We start from the raw sequence: 13929 nt of genomic DNA, 5'->3' as shown, positions 1-13929 counted from the left end.
CCCTCGCGGACCGGCGGGGCCGGCGCCCCGACGCACCCGAAGACTAGCGGGGACGCCCGCTCAGCCGCAGCAGTGACCGCCCCCTTCGGCCGGTCCGGCCGCGGGTCGTGCCGGCGCCCGGTCCGGAGCCGGGCGCCGAGACATGATCTCCGCGAGCACCGACAGCGCGATCTCGGGGGCGGTGCGGGCGCCGATGTCCAGGCCCGCCGGGGTGCTCACCCGGTCGCCGCCGTCCAGGGACGCGGTGACCGCCGCGCCGCGCTTGCGGCTGGCGATCAGCCCGATGTAGGGGACGCCCGCGCGCAGCGCCGCGGTGAGGAGGGCCTCCTCGTCCCGCCCGTGCGTGGCGACGACGACGGCCGCGGCGTCGGGGCCGGGCGGGTCGGCGGTCCCGGCCGGCCGCGCGTCGAACCCGGCGGCGCGCCCGACCTCGACCAGCGCGCGGGCGACCGGCCCGTCCCCGTACACGGTCACGAGGGCGGGCGGGATGACCGTTTCGAGGAACACGTCGAGCGTCCCGCCGGACAGGCACGGGTTGGTCACCGTGACGAGGCCCTCCAGCGGCGACGCGTCGGCGCCCGGGGTGATGCGCAGCAGCGTCGACTCGCCGGATTCGAGCAGCCGGAGCGCCTGGTCGCGCACCGCCGACTCGGCGCACTCGCCGCCGACGAACCCCTCCATCGTCCCGTCGGGCAGCACGAGCGCCCGGTCGCCGGTCTTCGCGCTCGTCGGGCGCTCCGCGCGGACGACGGTGGCCAGCACGTAGGGGGTCCGGCGGCTGCGCAGCGTCTGCGTCCTGTCGTTCACGAGTCCGTCCTGTCGTTCACGGGATCGCCAGGTCCGTGCGGAAGGGGCGGCCCTGGATGACGCGCCAGACGTTCGCCGGGGTCAGCGGCATGTCGGCGTGCCGGACGCCGTAGGGCTGGAGCGCGTCCACGACGGCGTTGACGATCGCGGCGGGCGACCCGACCGTGGCGGATTCGCCGACGCCCTTCGCGCCGAGCGGGTGGTGCGGCGACGGGGTGACGGTCTCCCCCAGCTCCCACGACGGGCACTCCATCGTCGTCGGGAGCAGGTAGTCCATGAACGACGCGCCGAGGTGGTTGCCGTCCTCGTCGAACGCCATGACCTGCATGAGCGCCATCCCGACCCCGTCGGCGAGGCCGCCGTGCACCTGGCCTTCGACGATCATCGGGTTGATCCGGACGCCGCAGTCGTCCACCGCGATGAACCGCCGGACGGTGACCTTGCCGGTGCCGGGGTCGACGTCCACGACCGCGATGTAGGCGCCGAACGGATAGGTGAGGTTGGGCGGGTTGTAGACGGTGGTCGCGTCGAGGTGGCCTTCGACGCCGTCCGGCAGTTCGAGGCTGCCGTGCGCGGCCATCGCGATCTCCTGCAGCGTCGCGCCGGACGACGGGTCGCCGCGGACGATCCAGCGTCCCGGCGTCCATTCGAGGTCCTCGGGGTCGGCCTCCAGCATGGCGCCCGCGACGATCCGGGCGCGTTCGCGCACCTTCCGCGCGACGACCGCCGTGGCCGCGCCCGACACCGGCGTGGACCGCGATCCGTAGGTGCCGAGCCCGAACGGCGTCTGGTCGGTGTCGCCGTGGACGACGTCCACGTCGTCCACCGGGATGCCGAGCTCGTGCGCGACGATCTGCGCGAACGTCGTCTCGTGGCCCTGCCCCTGCGTCTGGACCGAGATGCGCAGCACCGCCTTGCCGGTCGGGTGGACGCGGAGTTCGGCGCCGTCCGCCATGCCGAGCCCGAGGATGTCCATGTGCTTGCGCGGCCCGGCGCCGACGGCCTCGGTGAAGAAGCTGATGCCGATGCCCATGAGGGGGCCGTCCCCCCTCTCCCGGCGGTCGGCCTGCTCGGCGCGGAGCCGGTCGTACCCGGCCATGTCCAGGGCGGTGCGCAGGGTGCGGTGGTAGTCGCCGGAGTCGTACTCCCAGCCGGTCGGCGTCGAGTACGGGAACTGCTCGGCGCGCAGCAGGTTGCGCAGCCGCAGCTCGGCGGGGTCGGTGCCCAGCTCGGCGGCCAGCAGGTCGATCATGCGCTCGACCAGGTAGGCGGCCTCGGTGATGCGGAACGAGCAGGCGTAGGCGACGCCGCCGGGCGCCTTGTTGGTGTAGACGCCGGTGACGGCGCAGTGCGCGGCCTCGATGTCGTACGAGCCGGTGAACACGTGGAAGAACCCGGCGGGGAACTTCGTCGGCTGCGCGGTGCCGTTGAACGCGCCGTGGTCGGCGAGGACCGTCACCCGCAGCCCGCGGATGCGGCCGTCGCGGGTCGCGGCGATCTCCCCCCGCATGTGGTAGTCGCGGGCGAAGGACGTGGTCATCAGGTTCTCCGACCGGTCCTCCATCCACTTGACCGGGCGGCCGGTGACGATCGAGCCGACGATCGCGCAGACGTAGCCGGGGTAGATGCCGACCTTGTTGCCGAAGCCGCCGCCGATGTCGGGCGAGATCACCCGGATCCTGTGCTCGGGCAGGCCCGCGACCAGCGCGTACACGGTGCGGTGCGCGTGCGGCGCCTGGGTGGTGGTGTGGACGGTGAGCTTGCCGGTCACCTTGTCCATGTCGGCGACGATCCCGCAGGTCTCCAGCGGGGCGGGATGCACCCGCGGGTAGAGCATGTCCTGCGCGATGACGACCTCGGCGTCGTCGAAGACCCGGTCGGTCTGCGCGGCGTCCCCGGCCTCCCAGTCGAAGATGCGGTTGTCGGTGCGTCCCTCCACGTCGTCGCGGATGAGGGGGGCGCCGTCGTCCAGCGCGGTGCGGGCGTCGATGACCGGGGGCAGCGCCTCGTAGTCGACGTCGATGAGCTCCAGCGCGTCCCGTGCGGCGTAGTGGGTCTCCGCGACGACGAACGCGACCTCCTGCCCCTGGTACCGCACCTTGTCGGTTGCGAGGACGGCCTGGACGTCGTTGGAGAGCGTCGGCATCCACGCGAGGTTCAGGCCCGCGAGGGTCTCCCCGGTGATGACCGCCCTGACCTGCGGGTGCGCCTCTGCGGCCGTGGTGTCGACCGACAGGAGCCTCGCGTGGGCGTGGGGGCTGCGCAGGATCGCCCCGTACAGCATCCCCGGCAGCTTGATGTCGTCCACGTAGTTGCCCTGGCCGCGGATGAAGCGCGCGTCCTCCTTGCGCGGCACCCGCCCGAACCCGTGGTGCCCGTTCTGCCCGTTGTGCCCGCTGTGGTGCTGCCCGTGTTGGTGCTGCCCGTTCTGGTGCTGACCGTTGCCGCTCATGGGGTCACTTCCTCGGGCTTCTCGGCGGGGTGCTCGGCGGCCCAGCGGACGGACCGGACGATGTTCTCGTAGCCGGTGCACCGGCAGATCTGCCCCGACAGCGCCTCGCGGATGTCCGCCTCGCTCGGGTCGGGGTCGCGGTCGAGCAGCCACCGCGACGTCATCATCATCCCGGGGGTGCAGAACCCGCACTGGAGGCCGTGGCACTCGGTGAAGCCCTTCTGGACCGGGTCGAGCTCGCCGTCCCGCTCCAGGCCCTCCACGGTGCGGACCTCCCTGCCGGACGCCATCACCGCCAGGACCGTGCACGACTTCACCGGCACGTCGTCCAGCGAGACGACGCAGGCCCCGCAGTTGGACGTGTCGCACCCCCAGTGCGTCCCGGTGAGGTCCAGGTCGTCGCGGAGGAAGTGGACGAGCAGCAGGCGCGGCTCCACGTCGCGCGTGTAGGGCTGCCCGTTGACCGTCACGGTGATGTTCATGCCTGCGACCTTCCGTAGGCGCGGCGCAGCGCGCGTGTGGTCAGCTCTCCGGCCAGGTGCCGCTTGTAGTCGGCCGGTCCCCGCTGGTCGGAGCCGGGGTCGCAGTGCTCGGCGGCGACCCGCCCGGCCTCGGCGAACAGCTCCTCGGACGGGACGGCCCCGCGCAGCACGTCCTCCGCCTCGGGGGCGACGAAGTGCTCGGCCCGTACGGCGGTGAGGCCGATGCCGGCGTCGGTGATCCGGCCGCCGTCCAGCCAGAGGGCGGCGCCGGCGGCGGCGAGCGGCCAGTCCCCCACCCGCCGCTCGACCTTCTCGTAGGCGCTCGACCCGCCCGGCCTGATCGGCACGCGCAGCTCGATGAGCAGCTCGCCCGGCTCCACGACCGTCTCGTAGGGGCCGGTGTGGAACTCGCGGAGGGAGACGGTCCGCTCGCCGTCCGGCCCGCGGATCACCGCGGACGCCTTCAGCGCGCCGAACGCCGCCGACAGGTCCTCCGACGGGTCGGCCTGGCACAGCGAGCCGCCGACCGTGCCGCGGTTGCGGACCACCGGGTCGGCGATCACCCGCTCGGCGTCGTGCAGGATCGGGAAGTGCTCGCCCGCGACCGGCGAGTCGAGCAGCTCCGCGTGCCGGACGAGCGCGCCCACGCACAGCATGCCGCCCTCGATCCGGATGCGGGACAGCTCGGTCACGCCGTTGATGTCGATGAGCGCCTCGGGCTGCGCCAGCCGCAGCTTCATCATGGGCAGCAGGCTGTGGCCGCCCGCCACCACCCGCGCCTCGTCGCCGTGGCGCGCGAGCAGCGCGAGGGTCTCCTCGACGGTGGTCGCCTTCGCGTACTCGAAGTTGGCCGGTACTTGCACGACGCCCCCTCGGAGTGGGATGTGACCGAATTCTCACTCCCGCCGTACGCTGCGCCAACACCCGGATAAGCGAAGGGTTAACGGGCGGCGCCCCGCGGGCGAGACTGGGCGGTATGACCCTCACGCAGCTCGGCGCCTTCGTCCTCGTCGCCCGGCTCGGCTCGGTGAAGGAGGCGGCGCGGGCGCTGAACGTGAGCGAGCCCGCGGTGTCGCAGGCCCTCGCCGCGCTGCGCCGGCACCTGGACGACCCGCTCCTCGTGCACGGCCGCGGAGGCATGGCGCTGACCGAGGGCGGCGCCCGCCTGCTGCCGATCGCGTCGCAGATGGTGGTGCTCGGCGCGGAGGCCGAGGGCGCCGTCCGGGCCGCCCGCGGCGCCCCGGAGGCGCTGCGGGTCGCCGCCGTCCCCGCGCTCGCCGAGTTCGTCGCGACACCTCTCCTGGACGCGTTCACCGCCCGCTCCCCCCACGAGGTCGAGGGCAGCGCGGGCGTGGTGGCCGGGAAGGAGATGCCGGTCCTGCTGCACAACCGCCTCGCGGACGTGGCGCTCGGCCCGCACCTCGCCGACGACCCGGGCCTCGTCAGCGAGCCGGTGTTCCGCGCGAGCCTCGTCGCCGTCGGCGTCCGCGCCGCGCCGCGGCCGCGCTGGCTGGTGGACCCGTCCGGCACCGACCCGGGCAGCGAGACGTCCCGGCTGCTGCGCCGCCTGAAGGTGCCCGAGGACCGGATCCGCGTCTACCCGAACCAGACGGCCGCGTGGGCGGCCGCCGCCGACGGCGACGGCCTCGCCGTCGCGCTCGCGCACCTGGTCGCGCCCCGCGTCCAGCGCGGCGAACTGCGCGTCATCGCGACCCCCGCGACCCCCGTGGAGATCCGCTGGCACGCCACGACCCTGGCTCCGGACCGCCGCCCGCCCCTGGCGGGCGCGTTCCGCCGCTTCCTCGCCACCGCCGACGCCCTGCACATCATGCGGGCCCCCGGCTCGGGCGTCCCCCCGTCCCGCTTCCGCCCCCCGGTCTACGTGACCATCTGGAGCTGACCGGGCGCGTCGACTTGCGGCGTGTCGCCCTTATGGAGCGCTCCATAAGGGCGACACGCCGCAAGTCAACGAGTTTCGGTGCGGTGGCGGTCGATCTGGGTGAGGGTGTCGATGACGCTGCGCAGGTGTGCTCGGGCGGCCTGTTCGGCGGCGTGGGCGTCGCGGGCGACGATCGCTTCGATGATGTCTAGGTGCTGGGGCAGGGACTCTTGCGGGCGGCCCGGGTGCATGGCGAGGCGGAACTGGTGGCGGACGTTCTGGGCGCGCAGCCGCTCCAGGACCCCGGCGGCCGTCCGCTGGCCGCTGATCTCGCGGATGCGGCCGTGCAGCCGCTCGTTCAGCCGCGAGTAGCCGAGCACGTCGCCGGCCGCGACGGCGGCGCGCATGTCGGCGCCGATGGCGCGGAGGGCGGTGATGTCGGCGTCGGTGGCCCGCTCGGCGGCCTTCGCGGCGCACAGGCCCTCGACGACCATGCGGACCTCGGTGATCTCCACGGCCTCGGCGAGGGAGACCGCGCGGACGCGGGCGCCGCGGTTCTGGACGCGCTCGATCAGCCCCTCGTTGGCCAGCGCGAGCAGCGCCGCGCGGACGGCGGCGCGGCCGGCGCCGAACTGCTCGGACAGGTCGGCCTCGATCAGCCGCTGGTTCGGCACGAACTCGCCGCTGAGGATCGCCTCGCGGATCCCCGCCGCCACATCGCCCACAGCCGCTCCGAGATTGTCGCCAATTTTGTCGCTGATCTAAGGTATCCCAGCACGGGTGATTTCGAGGGGGGCGGACGATGCCGACCATCGCGGTGCTGGGTCTCGGCGAGGCGGGCGAGGCGATCGGCGGCGATCTCGTCGCGGCCGGGGCGGTGGTGCGGGGCTACGACCCGGCGGTGCCGGCGCCGGAGGGGATGGTGCCTGCCGGGAGCGAGGCCGAGGCCGTCGCCGGGGCCGAGCTGGTGCTGAGCGTCAACAGCGCGCACGACGCCGTCGCGGCGCTGAAGGCGGGCATCGGCGCGGCCGGTCCCGGGGCCGTCTGGGCCGACCTGAACACCGCGTCGCCGGGTTTGAAGCGCGAACTCGATGCCGCCGCGACGGCGGCCGAGGTCCGGTTCGCCGATGTCGCGATCATGGCGCCGGTCCCGAGGCGCGGCCTGCGCACCCCGATGCTGGCCTGCGGTGCCGGGGCCGCCGACGTCCGCCGCCTGCTCGGGCCGCTCGGCGCGTCCGTCGAGGTGATGGACGCCGAGGCCGGGACGGCGGCGGGCCGCAAGCTGCTCCGCAGCGTCTTCTTCAAGGGCCTCGCCGCGTCGGTCGTCGAGGCGCTGGAGGCGGCCCGCGCGGCGGGCTGCGAGGACTGGCTCCGGGAGAACATCGTGGCCGAGCTGACGGCCGCCGACCACACCACCGTGGAGCGCCTCGTCACCGGCACCCACCGGCACGCCGTCCGCCGGGCCGCCGAGATGGAGGCCGCCGCGGCCATGCTGGACGATCTGGACATCCCGCCCACAATGGCCACCGCCGCCCACGACCTCCTGCGGCGCCTCTCCCGTTGACTTGCGGCGTGTTGTTGTTATGGAGCGCTTCATAACAACAACACGCCGCAAGTCAACGGTCAGGGGACGGGGGGTGTGCCGTGGGTGTGGAAGGACTCGATGGTCTGCAGGCCCCACGCCTGGCCCTTCGCGCGTTCCGCCTCCGTCCAGGTGATGGTCTTCCAGTCGGGGGCCAGCACCAGGCGGGCACCCGGGTTGCACAGCTCCACGCGGTTGCCGCCCGGCTCGTAGACGTAGAGGAAGAACGTCTGCTGGATGGCGTGCTTGTGCGGGCCCGTCTCGATGAAGACGCCGTTGTCGAGGAAGATGTCGGCGGCGCGGAGGATGTCCTCGCGGGTGTCGGTCGCGAACGCGATGTGGTGCAGGCGGCCGTGGCTGCCGGTCCTGTCGCGCGTGTAGACGAGGTCGTAGGACTTGTTGGTGAACGTGACCCAGCGTCCGGCGATCGTGCCGTCATTCAGTCGGATCTGCTCGGTGGGGTGGCCGCCCAGCACGTCCCGCAGGAACTCGGTGCTCGGCTCGACCTCGGCGGCCAGGAAGTTGACGTGGTCGAGGCGGCGGACGCACACGCCCATCGCCGGGTACGCCTGCGCCTGGTTCTTCAGCGACGGCGCCAGCTCCGGCGGCGCCTCGTACCACTCCGACTCCCAGTAGATCTCCAGCTCGTGGCCGTCCGGGTCGCGGAACACGTACGTCGGGCCGATGCCGGGGTCGCCGTCGCGCCAGCCGATGCCGAGGCCCGCGTCCTCGATCGCCTTGACGCGCCGGTCGAGCGCCTCCCGCGACGACGTGCGCAGCCCGGTCCGCCGGATGCCGGACGTGCTGTGCGCGGTGAGCTTCAGCGTGTGGTGCTCGTAGTCGTCCCACGTGCGCAGGTACACCGAGTCGCCGTCGGTGCCGTTCTCGGTCAGGCCCATGACGCGGGTGAAGAACCACAGGCTCTTCTCCGGCTCGGGCGTCAGCAGCTCGACGTGGCCGACGTGCGCGATCTCGTGCTTGATGGTCATGGTCTGCTCCGGGGGAAGACTGTTCCGTCGAAAAGCCTGCGGGCCGTCCGGACGACGCCGGCGCGCCGGACGGCCGTGCCGTCCAGCTCCACCTCGACGTCCAGGCGCCCGGTGGGGTGCTCGATGCTCAGGGGCGCGCCCGGCGGCGGGAGGTCGGCGAGGTCGTGGCCGACCGCGCCGTCGAGCAGCACGGCGGTGGCGACGCTGACGGCGCCGAGCACCCCGATCGAGGTGTGCACCCGCACCGGGATGAACGTGCGGGTGCAGACCGTCCCGCCGGCGCGGGGCGGCGCGACGAGGGTGGTCTTCGGCACCGACGCCGCGGTGACGTCGCCGAGCCCCATCAGCTCCCCGGCCCGGAGCCGCAGCTCCTGGACGCGGTCGCCCAGCGCGGCCAGCTCGTCGGGGCTCTCGTAGCCGGTGGCGCCGAGGTCGGCCGCGGCGGCGACGACCACCGGCATCCCGTTGTCGACGCAGGTCACCTCCACGCCGTCGATCAGATCGCGGAGACGGCCGGTGGGAAGCAGCGCGCCGCAGGACGACCCTTCCGTCTCCGCGAAGTCCAGGACGACCGGGGCGGCGGTGCCGGGCACCCCGGAGATCGCGGTGTCCCCGTCGTAGTCGACGGCACCGCCGGGGGTCGGGAACGTCGCGGTCGCGATGCTGCCGGAGTTCACCATCCGGATGCGCACGCTCGTCCGCTCGGCGCCCGCCGCGACCAGCCCGCGCTCGACGGCGAACGGCCCGACCCCGGCGAGCAGGTTCCCGCAGTTCTGCCGGTCGGACACCGTCGGCTCCGCCACGCCGAGCTGCAGGAACAGGTAGTCGACGTCGGCGTCCGGGCCGGCCGCGCGGGACACCACCGCGACCTTGCTGGTGAGCGGGTGGGCGCCGCCGATCCCGTCGATCTGCCGGGGGTCGGGGGTGCCCATGGCGCGCAGCAGCAGGTCGTCGCGCTCCGCCGGGCCGGCCGGCAGGTCCGCCGCCAGGAAGTAGGCGCCCTTGGACGTCCCGCCGCGCATCAGCATGCAGCGGACCCCGGCGCTCACCGCTCCTCGGTTTCGGCGTACTCGGCGTACTGGGCGTACTCGACGTACTCGATGCCCATCCCGGGCAGCCGGTCGCGCAGCCCGTACCGGTCGAGGCCCAGTTCGCCGCGCCGGAACGCCTCGCGCGTCGCCTGCTCCTTCTCCTCCCGGGCCCGTGCGGCGGCGACCGCGTCCGCGGCCTCGCGGCGCGGGACGCACAGCACCCCGTCGTCGTCGGCGAGGACCGCGTCGCCGGGCCGGACGACCTGCCCGCCGATCGTCACCGGCACGTTCACCGCGCCGGGCGTCGCCTTCACCGTGCCCTGCGCGCTCACCGCCGCCGACCACACCGGGAAGCCCATCGCGTGCAGCTCCGCCACGTCCCGGACACCGGCGTCGATGACGAGACCGCGCACGCCCCTGTGCATGAGCGCGGTCGCGAACAGCTCGCCGAACATCCCGTCGGTGGACGGCGACGTGGTCGTCACCACCAGCACGTCGCCGGGCCGGCACTGCTCGACCGCGACGTGGATCATCAGGTTGTCGCCCGGCCACGACAGCACGGTCACCGCCGTCCCGCCGATGCGGGACCCGAGGTGCACGGGGCGGATCGACGGCCCGAGGTACCCGGTCCGCCCCATCGCCTCGTGGACGGTCGCTACCCCGAACCCGGCGAGCGCGTCCACCGCCGCGGCGTCGGCGCGCGGCGGGTTCGTGACGACGACCGTCCTCACGCCAGGACCCCCGTGGTCTGCGGGTACAGACGGACGTACGCCTCGGCCATCGTGTCGTGCGGCAGCCCCAGGTTCGGGCCCGCGTTCCGCTTGAGCTGCACGCCCCGGCGCTTGGCGAGGTCGGTGTAGTAGTCCCACATGTGCTGCTGCGCGGGCAGGCACTCCATGGCCCGCCGCTTGCGCTCGAAGACGGGGGTGATGTCGAGCAGCACGTTCGGCTTGAAGTCGCACTGCTCCGGCTGGTGCGGCTCGAAGAAGAACACCGGGGGCGCGCCGAGCGGCTCACCGGGCGCGTCGTACCCGATGGCCTGCGCGAGCACCCGCGCCTGCAGCGCCATCCGCGCCGCCGCCGGGTGGTCACCGTTGTAGGGGTCGGCGAGGGGGTGGGTGAGCACCACCGCGGGCTCGACCTCGCGGTACACGCGGACGAGCCGGTCCACCAGCTCCGGCGACTCGATCAGCGGGTAGTCCCCGGCGTCGAGGAACTCGATCTCCGCGCCGAGCTCCGCCGCCGCGGCCTCCGCCTCGCCCCGGCGGATCTCCTTGATCTCCGCCAGGCCCTTCCCGGCGCGCCACGCCTTCGCGGACTCGCCGCGCTCGCCGTAGCTCAGGCAGACCACCTTCGCGCGGTCGCCGCGCTCGGCTGCCAGGGCGATGGCGCCCGCGGCGCGCCACACGAAGTCACCGGCGTGCGCACTGATCACGAGCAGGGGGCTGGACGTGGCGGTATCGGTCATGGCATCACACTCTGATCCTTGTAACCCAAATTGTCAACAATCCTGGAGACACTAGCGCCGGGCGGCGCCGACCTGGTCGAGCAGGAGGCGGCTGAGCCGCAGCATCTCCTTCACCGGGTCCAGCAGGCCCGCGACGTCCGTCCCCGGGGCGAGGTGGGGCCGCTCCAGCTCCTCCTGCATCCGCTCGGCCTCGGCGAACCTGTCCTCGTCCAGCGGGTCGGACAGGTTCCGCACGAGATCGGCGAGCTTCTGCAGGAGGGCCGAGTAGCCGTGCCGGAACGCCGTGTCGGCGGGCAGGCCGTCCCCCTCGCCGCCCTCGTCCCCGCCCATGGTCAGACGCAGCGTCGCGGCGATCGAGCGCGTGTACGACATGACGTTCTCAAGCGAGTTGAGCCGGCGGGCCGCCGCCCACTTGTCCGGGACGTCCCGCCGCCGCACCGGGTAGCCCCACCACCGCGCCCGCGGGTTGGCGAGCATGCTGGACTCGCCCTGCTCGACCGCGTACCGCGCCTGCCCGTGGACGTTCACCAGCCGCGACTCGCGCTGCTCCCACACCGGGTCCCATTCGAGGGGGTCGACGACGTCCTCGGCGAGCGCGTCGATCGCGTCGGCGAGCGCGTCGCGCATCTCCCCGACGGCGTCCTCGCCCCGCCGCAGGTACAGCGGGGGGAAGACCGTGGCGTTCACCACCAGGCCGACCAGGAGGCCGAGCGCGACGTCGCCGAGGCGCGGCAGGACGTAGGCGACGACCTGGTGGCCGCCGAACAGCAGCGCGAACAGGGCGGTGAACGCGGCCTGGGACGACTGGTCGCCGAGCCTGCGCCAGCCCGCGACCATCATCGAGACGAGGAGGACCACGGCGATCCCGAGCGTCGTCGGCCCGATCAGCAGCCCGACCGGAATCGCGAGCGCCGCGCCGAGCACGAACTTCGCGCCGTACCGGAGGCTCTCCTGGACCGACCGCACGACCGTCGGATAGACGCCCAGCAGCGCGGCCAGCGGCGCGAAGTACGGGTCGGGATGACCCACCAGGTGCTTGGCGGTCAGCCACGCCACGACGGCCGCGACGACGGCCTTCACCGTCAGCTTGGTGTGCTCCTCCCAGTACCGCCGGCCGGCGAAGGGCATCAGATGACGTCGAAGATCCCCGAATCGCACCGCAGGACGGTTCCCGCGAACCGCGCGCCGAATCCCCGGGCACGCGAAGGCCACCGCGAGCCCGCCGGACCGGGGGGCTCGCGGTGGCCGGGGCTCGCGGTGGCCGGAGGAGGGTCAGCCGTTGGACGGGTCCAGCGAGGCGACGGCCTCCGCGGTGAGCTTCGCGCCCCGCTCCCGCTGCGGGTAGTGGCCGACGTCGATCCGGGCGACCTCGCGGGCCGTCCGGTAGTCGATCACCGAGATCTGGTTCTTCTCCGACAGCGACACGTAGCAGTCGTGCCCGTTCGGGGAGGTCTGCGTCCAGTACGGCAGCGCACCCGGCTCGTAGTGGACGGTCCCGTCCGTGGTCAGGCCCGGCCGCGACACGATGGAGACGTAGTCGTCGATCGTCCCCGCCATGCACAGCTTGCTCTCGTCCGCGTTCATGGCCATGCCGTGGTGCGCGGAGTTCTGCGGGTAGTCGTCGGGCTTCATCGCCGCGCCCCGCTCGCTGAACGGCATCTCCACCGTCCGGGTGATCTTCCCGGCGGCCAGGTCGTACTCGACGAACCCGTTCAGGTAGGACAGCTGCGCGTACATCGTCTTGTTGTCGCGCGTGAAGACCGCGGGGCGGATGCCGTACTCGAACTCGTACGTGCGCAGGTGCCGGTACGTGTTCGCGTCCACGGCGGTGACCGACCGCGACCCCTTCAGCCCGTTGAGGAGCTTCGGCAGCGAGGTGATGCCGATGCTGGAGTTGTAGAGGATCGTCCCGTCGGGCGAGTAGTCGTTGGCGTGCGGGTAGGTGCCGGTGGCGAACGTCGTCACCAGCCGCCCGGTCGCGGTGTCGATGACCTCGGACTTGCTCGCCGTGGTGGCGCTGACGACGAACCGCGTCCCGTCCGGGGAGAGCGCGGCGTGGTCGGCCTTGAAGCCCTCGGTCTTGCGCCGCCACAGCATCCGCTTGCTCGCGATGTCGAACGCGACGGCGTCCGACAGCGCGCCCCGCGACACGTAGATGGTGGTGCCGTCCGGGGACACCGCGATGTCGTCCACCAGCTTGCGGTAGCCCTGGATGTTGTTGACGACCTCGTACCCGACGCGCTCGACCGGGTTCATCGCGTTGATGCGTTCCTGCAGGTCGGGAACGAGGTTGAGGGAGCCGAGGTTCTCGTAGGTGGCGGTGTCGATGAAGCTGACGGTGCCGCCCTGGCCGTTGCCGACGGCCATCACGTCCCGCAGCTGCACCGCCTCCGCCCGGGGCCCGGCGCCGGCGAGCGCCGTCACCACCGCCAGCAGGGCGCACACGAGCAGCGCGGTCGGTCTCCGGAGACTGAGGGAGGGCATGGGTGACTCCTGGGTGGGGGGTTGTCTCCAGTCTGAAAACGGCCGTATTCCGACTTGGCTACTGGACGGTAAGCCAACACCCCGCCCACCACAAGACCCATTCACGGCAAAATGCGGACGGGGACGCGGAGGGAGTGGCAGTGGCAGGCAGGCGCGCGACGCCGACCGGCAGGTACGGCGGCAGATCGGCCGCCGAGCGGCGCGCCGAGCGCCGCCGCAGACTTCTCGACGCGGGCCTGGAGCTTTTCGGCCGCGGCCCCGGCTACCGCGGCACCACCGTCGCGGCCCTCAGCGAGGCGGCCGGGCTGTCCACCCGCCAGTTCTACGAGGAGTTCGCCGGCCTCGAAGACCTCCTCGCCGAACTCCACCTGGAGGTCAACGACACCGCCGAGCGCGCCGTCCTCGCCGCCCTGCCGGAGGTGGAGGGCCGCCCCCTCGCCGAGCGCACCGCCCACCTCTTCCGCGCCTACGCCGCCAGCATCACCGCCGACCGCGCCCGCATCCGCATCGCGTTCGTCGAGGTCGTCGGCGCCGGCCCCCGGATCGAGCGGCAGCGCCTCGCCCGCCGCGCCCGCTGGCTCGACTTCATCTGCGCCGAGGCGGCCGCCGCCGCCGCACGCGGCGAGATCGCCGACCGCGACTACCGCATCGCCGCCGCCGCCTTCACCGGCAGCATCACCGGCCTCCTGCACGACTGGGACGCCGGCTGGGTGGACGCCGGCCTCGACGACCTCATCGAGGAACTGACCCTGCTC

General features: G+C 73.2%; 14 protein-coding genes. 3 read left to right on the top strand and 11 right to left on the bottom strand.

The window, feature by feature from the left end; translation table 11 throughout:
• Positions 1-60 precede the first annotated feature (60 nt).
• From E1200_RS03320 to E1200_RS03305, 4 genes are read right to left on the bottom strand one after another with little or no spacing between them, the layout of a single operon-like run.
• Entirely contained in the window at positions 61-807 is a 747-nt protein-coding gene (locus tag E1200_RS03320) for an XdhC family protein (RefSeq protein WP_131950276.1), read from the bottom strand.
• 16 nt (positions 808-823) lie between these two features.
• Positions 824-3259: an aerobic carbon-monoxide dehydrogenase large subunit gene (locus tag E1200_RS03315; RefSeq protein ID WP_131950275.1), complete on the bottom strand. Its 2436-nt coding sequence runs from the start codon at positions 3257-3259 to the stop codon at positions 824-826.
• Positions 3256-3741 (bottom strand): (2Fe-2S)-binding protein, encoded by a 486-nt coding sequence (locus tag E1200_RS03310; RefSeq protein WP_131950274.1) that lies wholly within the window; start codon positions 3739-3741, stop codon positions 3256-3258. Before E1200_RS03310 ends, E1200_RS03315 begins: the two co-directional genes overlap by 4 nt.
• Entirely contained in the window at positions 3738-4604 is an 867-nt protein-coding gene (locus E1200_RS03305) for a xanthine dehydrogenase family protein subunit M (protein ID WP_131950273.1), read from the bottom strand. The genes E1200_RS03310 and E1200_RS03305 overlap by 4 nt, the downstream gene beginning before the upstream one ends.
• Before the next feature lie 113 nt (positions 4605-4717).
• Between E1200_RS03305 and E1200_RS03300 the strand changes: the two genes are divergently transcribed.
• A complete protein-coding gene (locus tag E1200_RS03300) occupies positions 4718-5641 on the top strand; it encodes a LysR family transcriptional regulator (protein WP_131950272.1) in 924 nt (307 codons plus the stop codon).
• Positions 5642-5706: 65 nt separating this feature from the next.
• Here the strand turns inward: E1200_RS03300 and E1200_RS03295 are convergent, their stop codons facing one another.
• Entirely contained in the window at positions 5707-6345 is a 639-nt protein-coding gene (locus E1200_RS03295) for a GntR family transcriptional regulator (protein ID WP_207933129.1), read from the bottom strand.
• A gap of 77 nt (positions 6346-6422) precedes the next feature.
• Between E1200_RS03295 and E1200_RS03290 the strand changes: the two genes are divergently transcribed.
• A complete protein-coding gene (locus tag E1200_RS03290) occupies positions 6423-7184 on the top strand; it encodes a DUF1932 domain-containing protein (RefSeq protein WP_131950271.1) in 762 nt (253 codons plus the stop codon).
• Between the two features lie 59 nt (positions 7185-7243).
• Here E1200_RS03290 and E1200_RS03285 read toward each other — a convergent pair whose 3' ends face one another.
• From E1200_RS03285 to E1200_RS03260, 6 genes are all read right to left on the bottom strand, one after another.
• Positions 7244-8191, bottom strand: a complete 948-nt coding sequence (locus tag E1200_RS03285; protein WP_131950270.1) for a catechol 2,3-dioxygenase — start codon at positions 8189-8191, stop codon at positions 7244-7246.
• Positions 8188-9240 (bottom strand): 4-oxalomesaconate tautomerase, encoded by a 1053-nt coding sequence (locus E1200_RS03280; protein WP_243708315.1) that lies wholly within the window; start codon positions 9238-9240, stop codon positions 8188-8190. The genes E1200_RS03285 and E1200_RS03280 overlap by 4 nt, the downstream gene beginning before the upstream one ends.
• Positions 9237-9953, bottom strand: coding sequence for a 4-carboxy-4-hydroxy-2-oxoadipate aldolase/oxaloacetate decarboxylase (locus tag E1200_RS03275; RefSeq protein ID WP_131950269.1), 717 nt, complete (start codon positions 9951-9953; stop codon positions 9237-9239). The genes E1200_RS03280 and E1200_RS03275 overlap by 4 nt, the downstream gene beginning before the upstream one ends.
• Positions 9950-10690: a PIG-L deacetylase family protein gene (locus E1200_RS03270; protein ID WP_131950268.1), complete on the bottom strand. Its 741-nt coding sequence runs from the start codon at positions 10688-10690 to the stop codon at positions 9950-9952. Before E1200_RS03270 ends, E1200_RS03275 begins: the two co-directional genes overlap by 4 nt.
• Positions 10691-10741: 51 nt before the next feature.
• Complete coding sequence (locus tag E1200_RS03265) at positions 10742-11818, bottom strand: aromatic acid exporter family protein (protein WP_131950267.1); 1077 nt, start codon at positions 11816-11818, stop codon at positions 10742-10744.
• 144 nt (positions 11819-11962) lie between these two features.
• Positions 11963-13174 carry a YncE family protein gene (locus E1200_RS03260; protein WP_131950266.1) on the bottom strand — a complete coding sequence of 404 codons (1212 nt, stop codon included), beginning with the start codon at positions 13172-13174 and terminating at the stop codon, positions 11963-11965.
• Positions 13175-13314: 140 nt separating this feature from the next.
• On the opposite strand from E1200_RS03260, the gene E1200_RS03255 reads away from it, so the two are divergent.
• The coding region (locus tag E1200_RS03255) for a TetR/AcrR family transcriptional regulator (protein ID WP_131950265.1) at positions 13315-13929 on the top strand (615 nt) is incomplete at its 3' end.

This window comes from Actinomadura sp. GC306 (assembly GCF_004348665.1).
Classification (GTDB): domain Bacteria; phylum Actinomycetota; class Actinomycetes; order Streptosporangiales; family Streptosporangiaceae; genus Spirillospora.
The sequence above is the reverse complement of the archived record's forward strand: the minus strand, read 5'-3'. Positions and strand labels throughout refer to the sequence as shown.

Coding starts and splice junctions, on each gene's coding strand:
- E1200_RS03285 (WP_131950270.1), bottom strand. CDS start 8,191: ATGACCATCAAGCACGAGATCGCGCACGTCGGCCACGTCGAGCTGCTG.
- E1200_RS03265 (WP_131950267.1), bottom strand. CDS start 11,818: ATGCCCTTCGCCGGCCGGCGGTACTGGGAGGAGCACACCAAGCTGACG.
- E1200_RS03315 (WP_131950275.1), bottom strand. CDS start 3,259: ATGAGCGGCAACGGTCAGCACCAGAACGGGCAGCACCAACACGGGCAG.
- E1200_RS03270 (WP_131950268.1), bottom strand. CDS start 10,690: ATGACCGATACCGCCACGTCCAGCCCCCTGCTCGTGATCAGTGCGCAC.
- E1200_RS03310 (WP_131950274.1), bottom strand. CDS start 3,741: ATGAACATCACCGTGACGGTCAACGGGCAGCCCTACACGCGCGACGTG.
- E1200_RS03300 (WP_131950272.1), top strand. CDS start 4,718: ATGACCCTCACGCAGCTCGGCGCCTTCGTCCTCGTCGCCCGGCTCGGC.
- E1200_RS03290 (WP_131950271.1), top strand. CDS start 6,423: ATGCCGACCATCGCGGTGCTGGGTCTCGGCGAGGCGGGCGAGGCGATC.
- E1200_RS03260 (WP_131950266.1), bottom strand. CDS start 13,174: ATGCCCTCCCTCAGTCTCCGGAGACCGACCGCGCTGCTCGTGTGCGCC.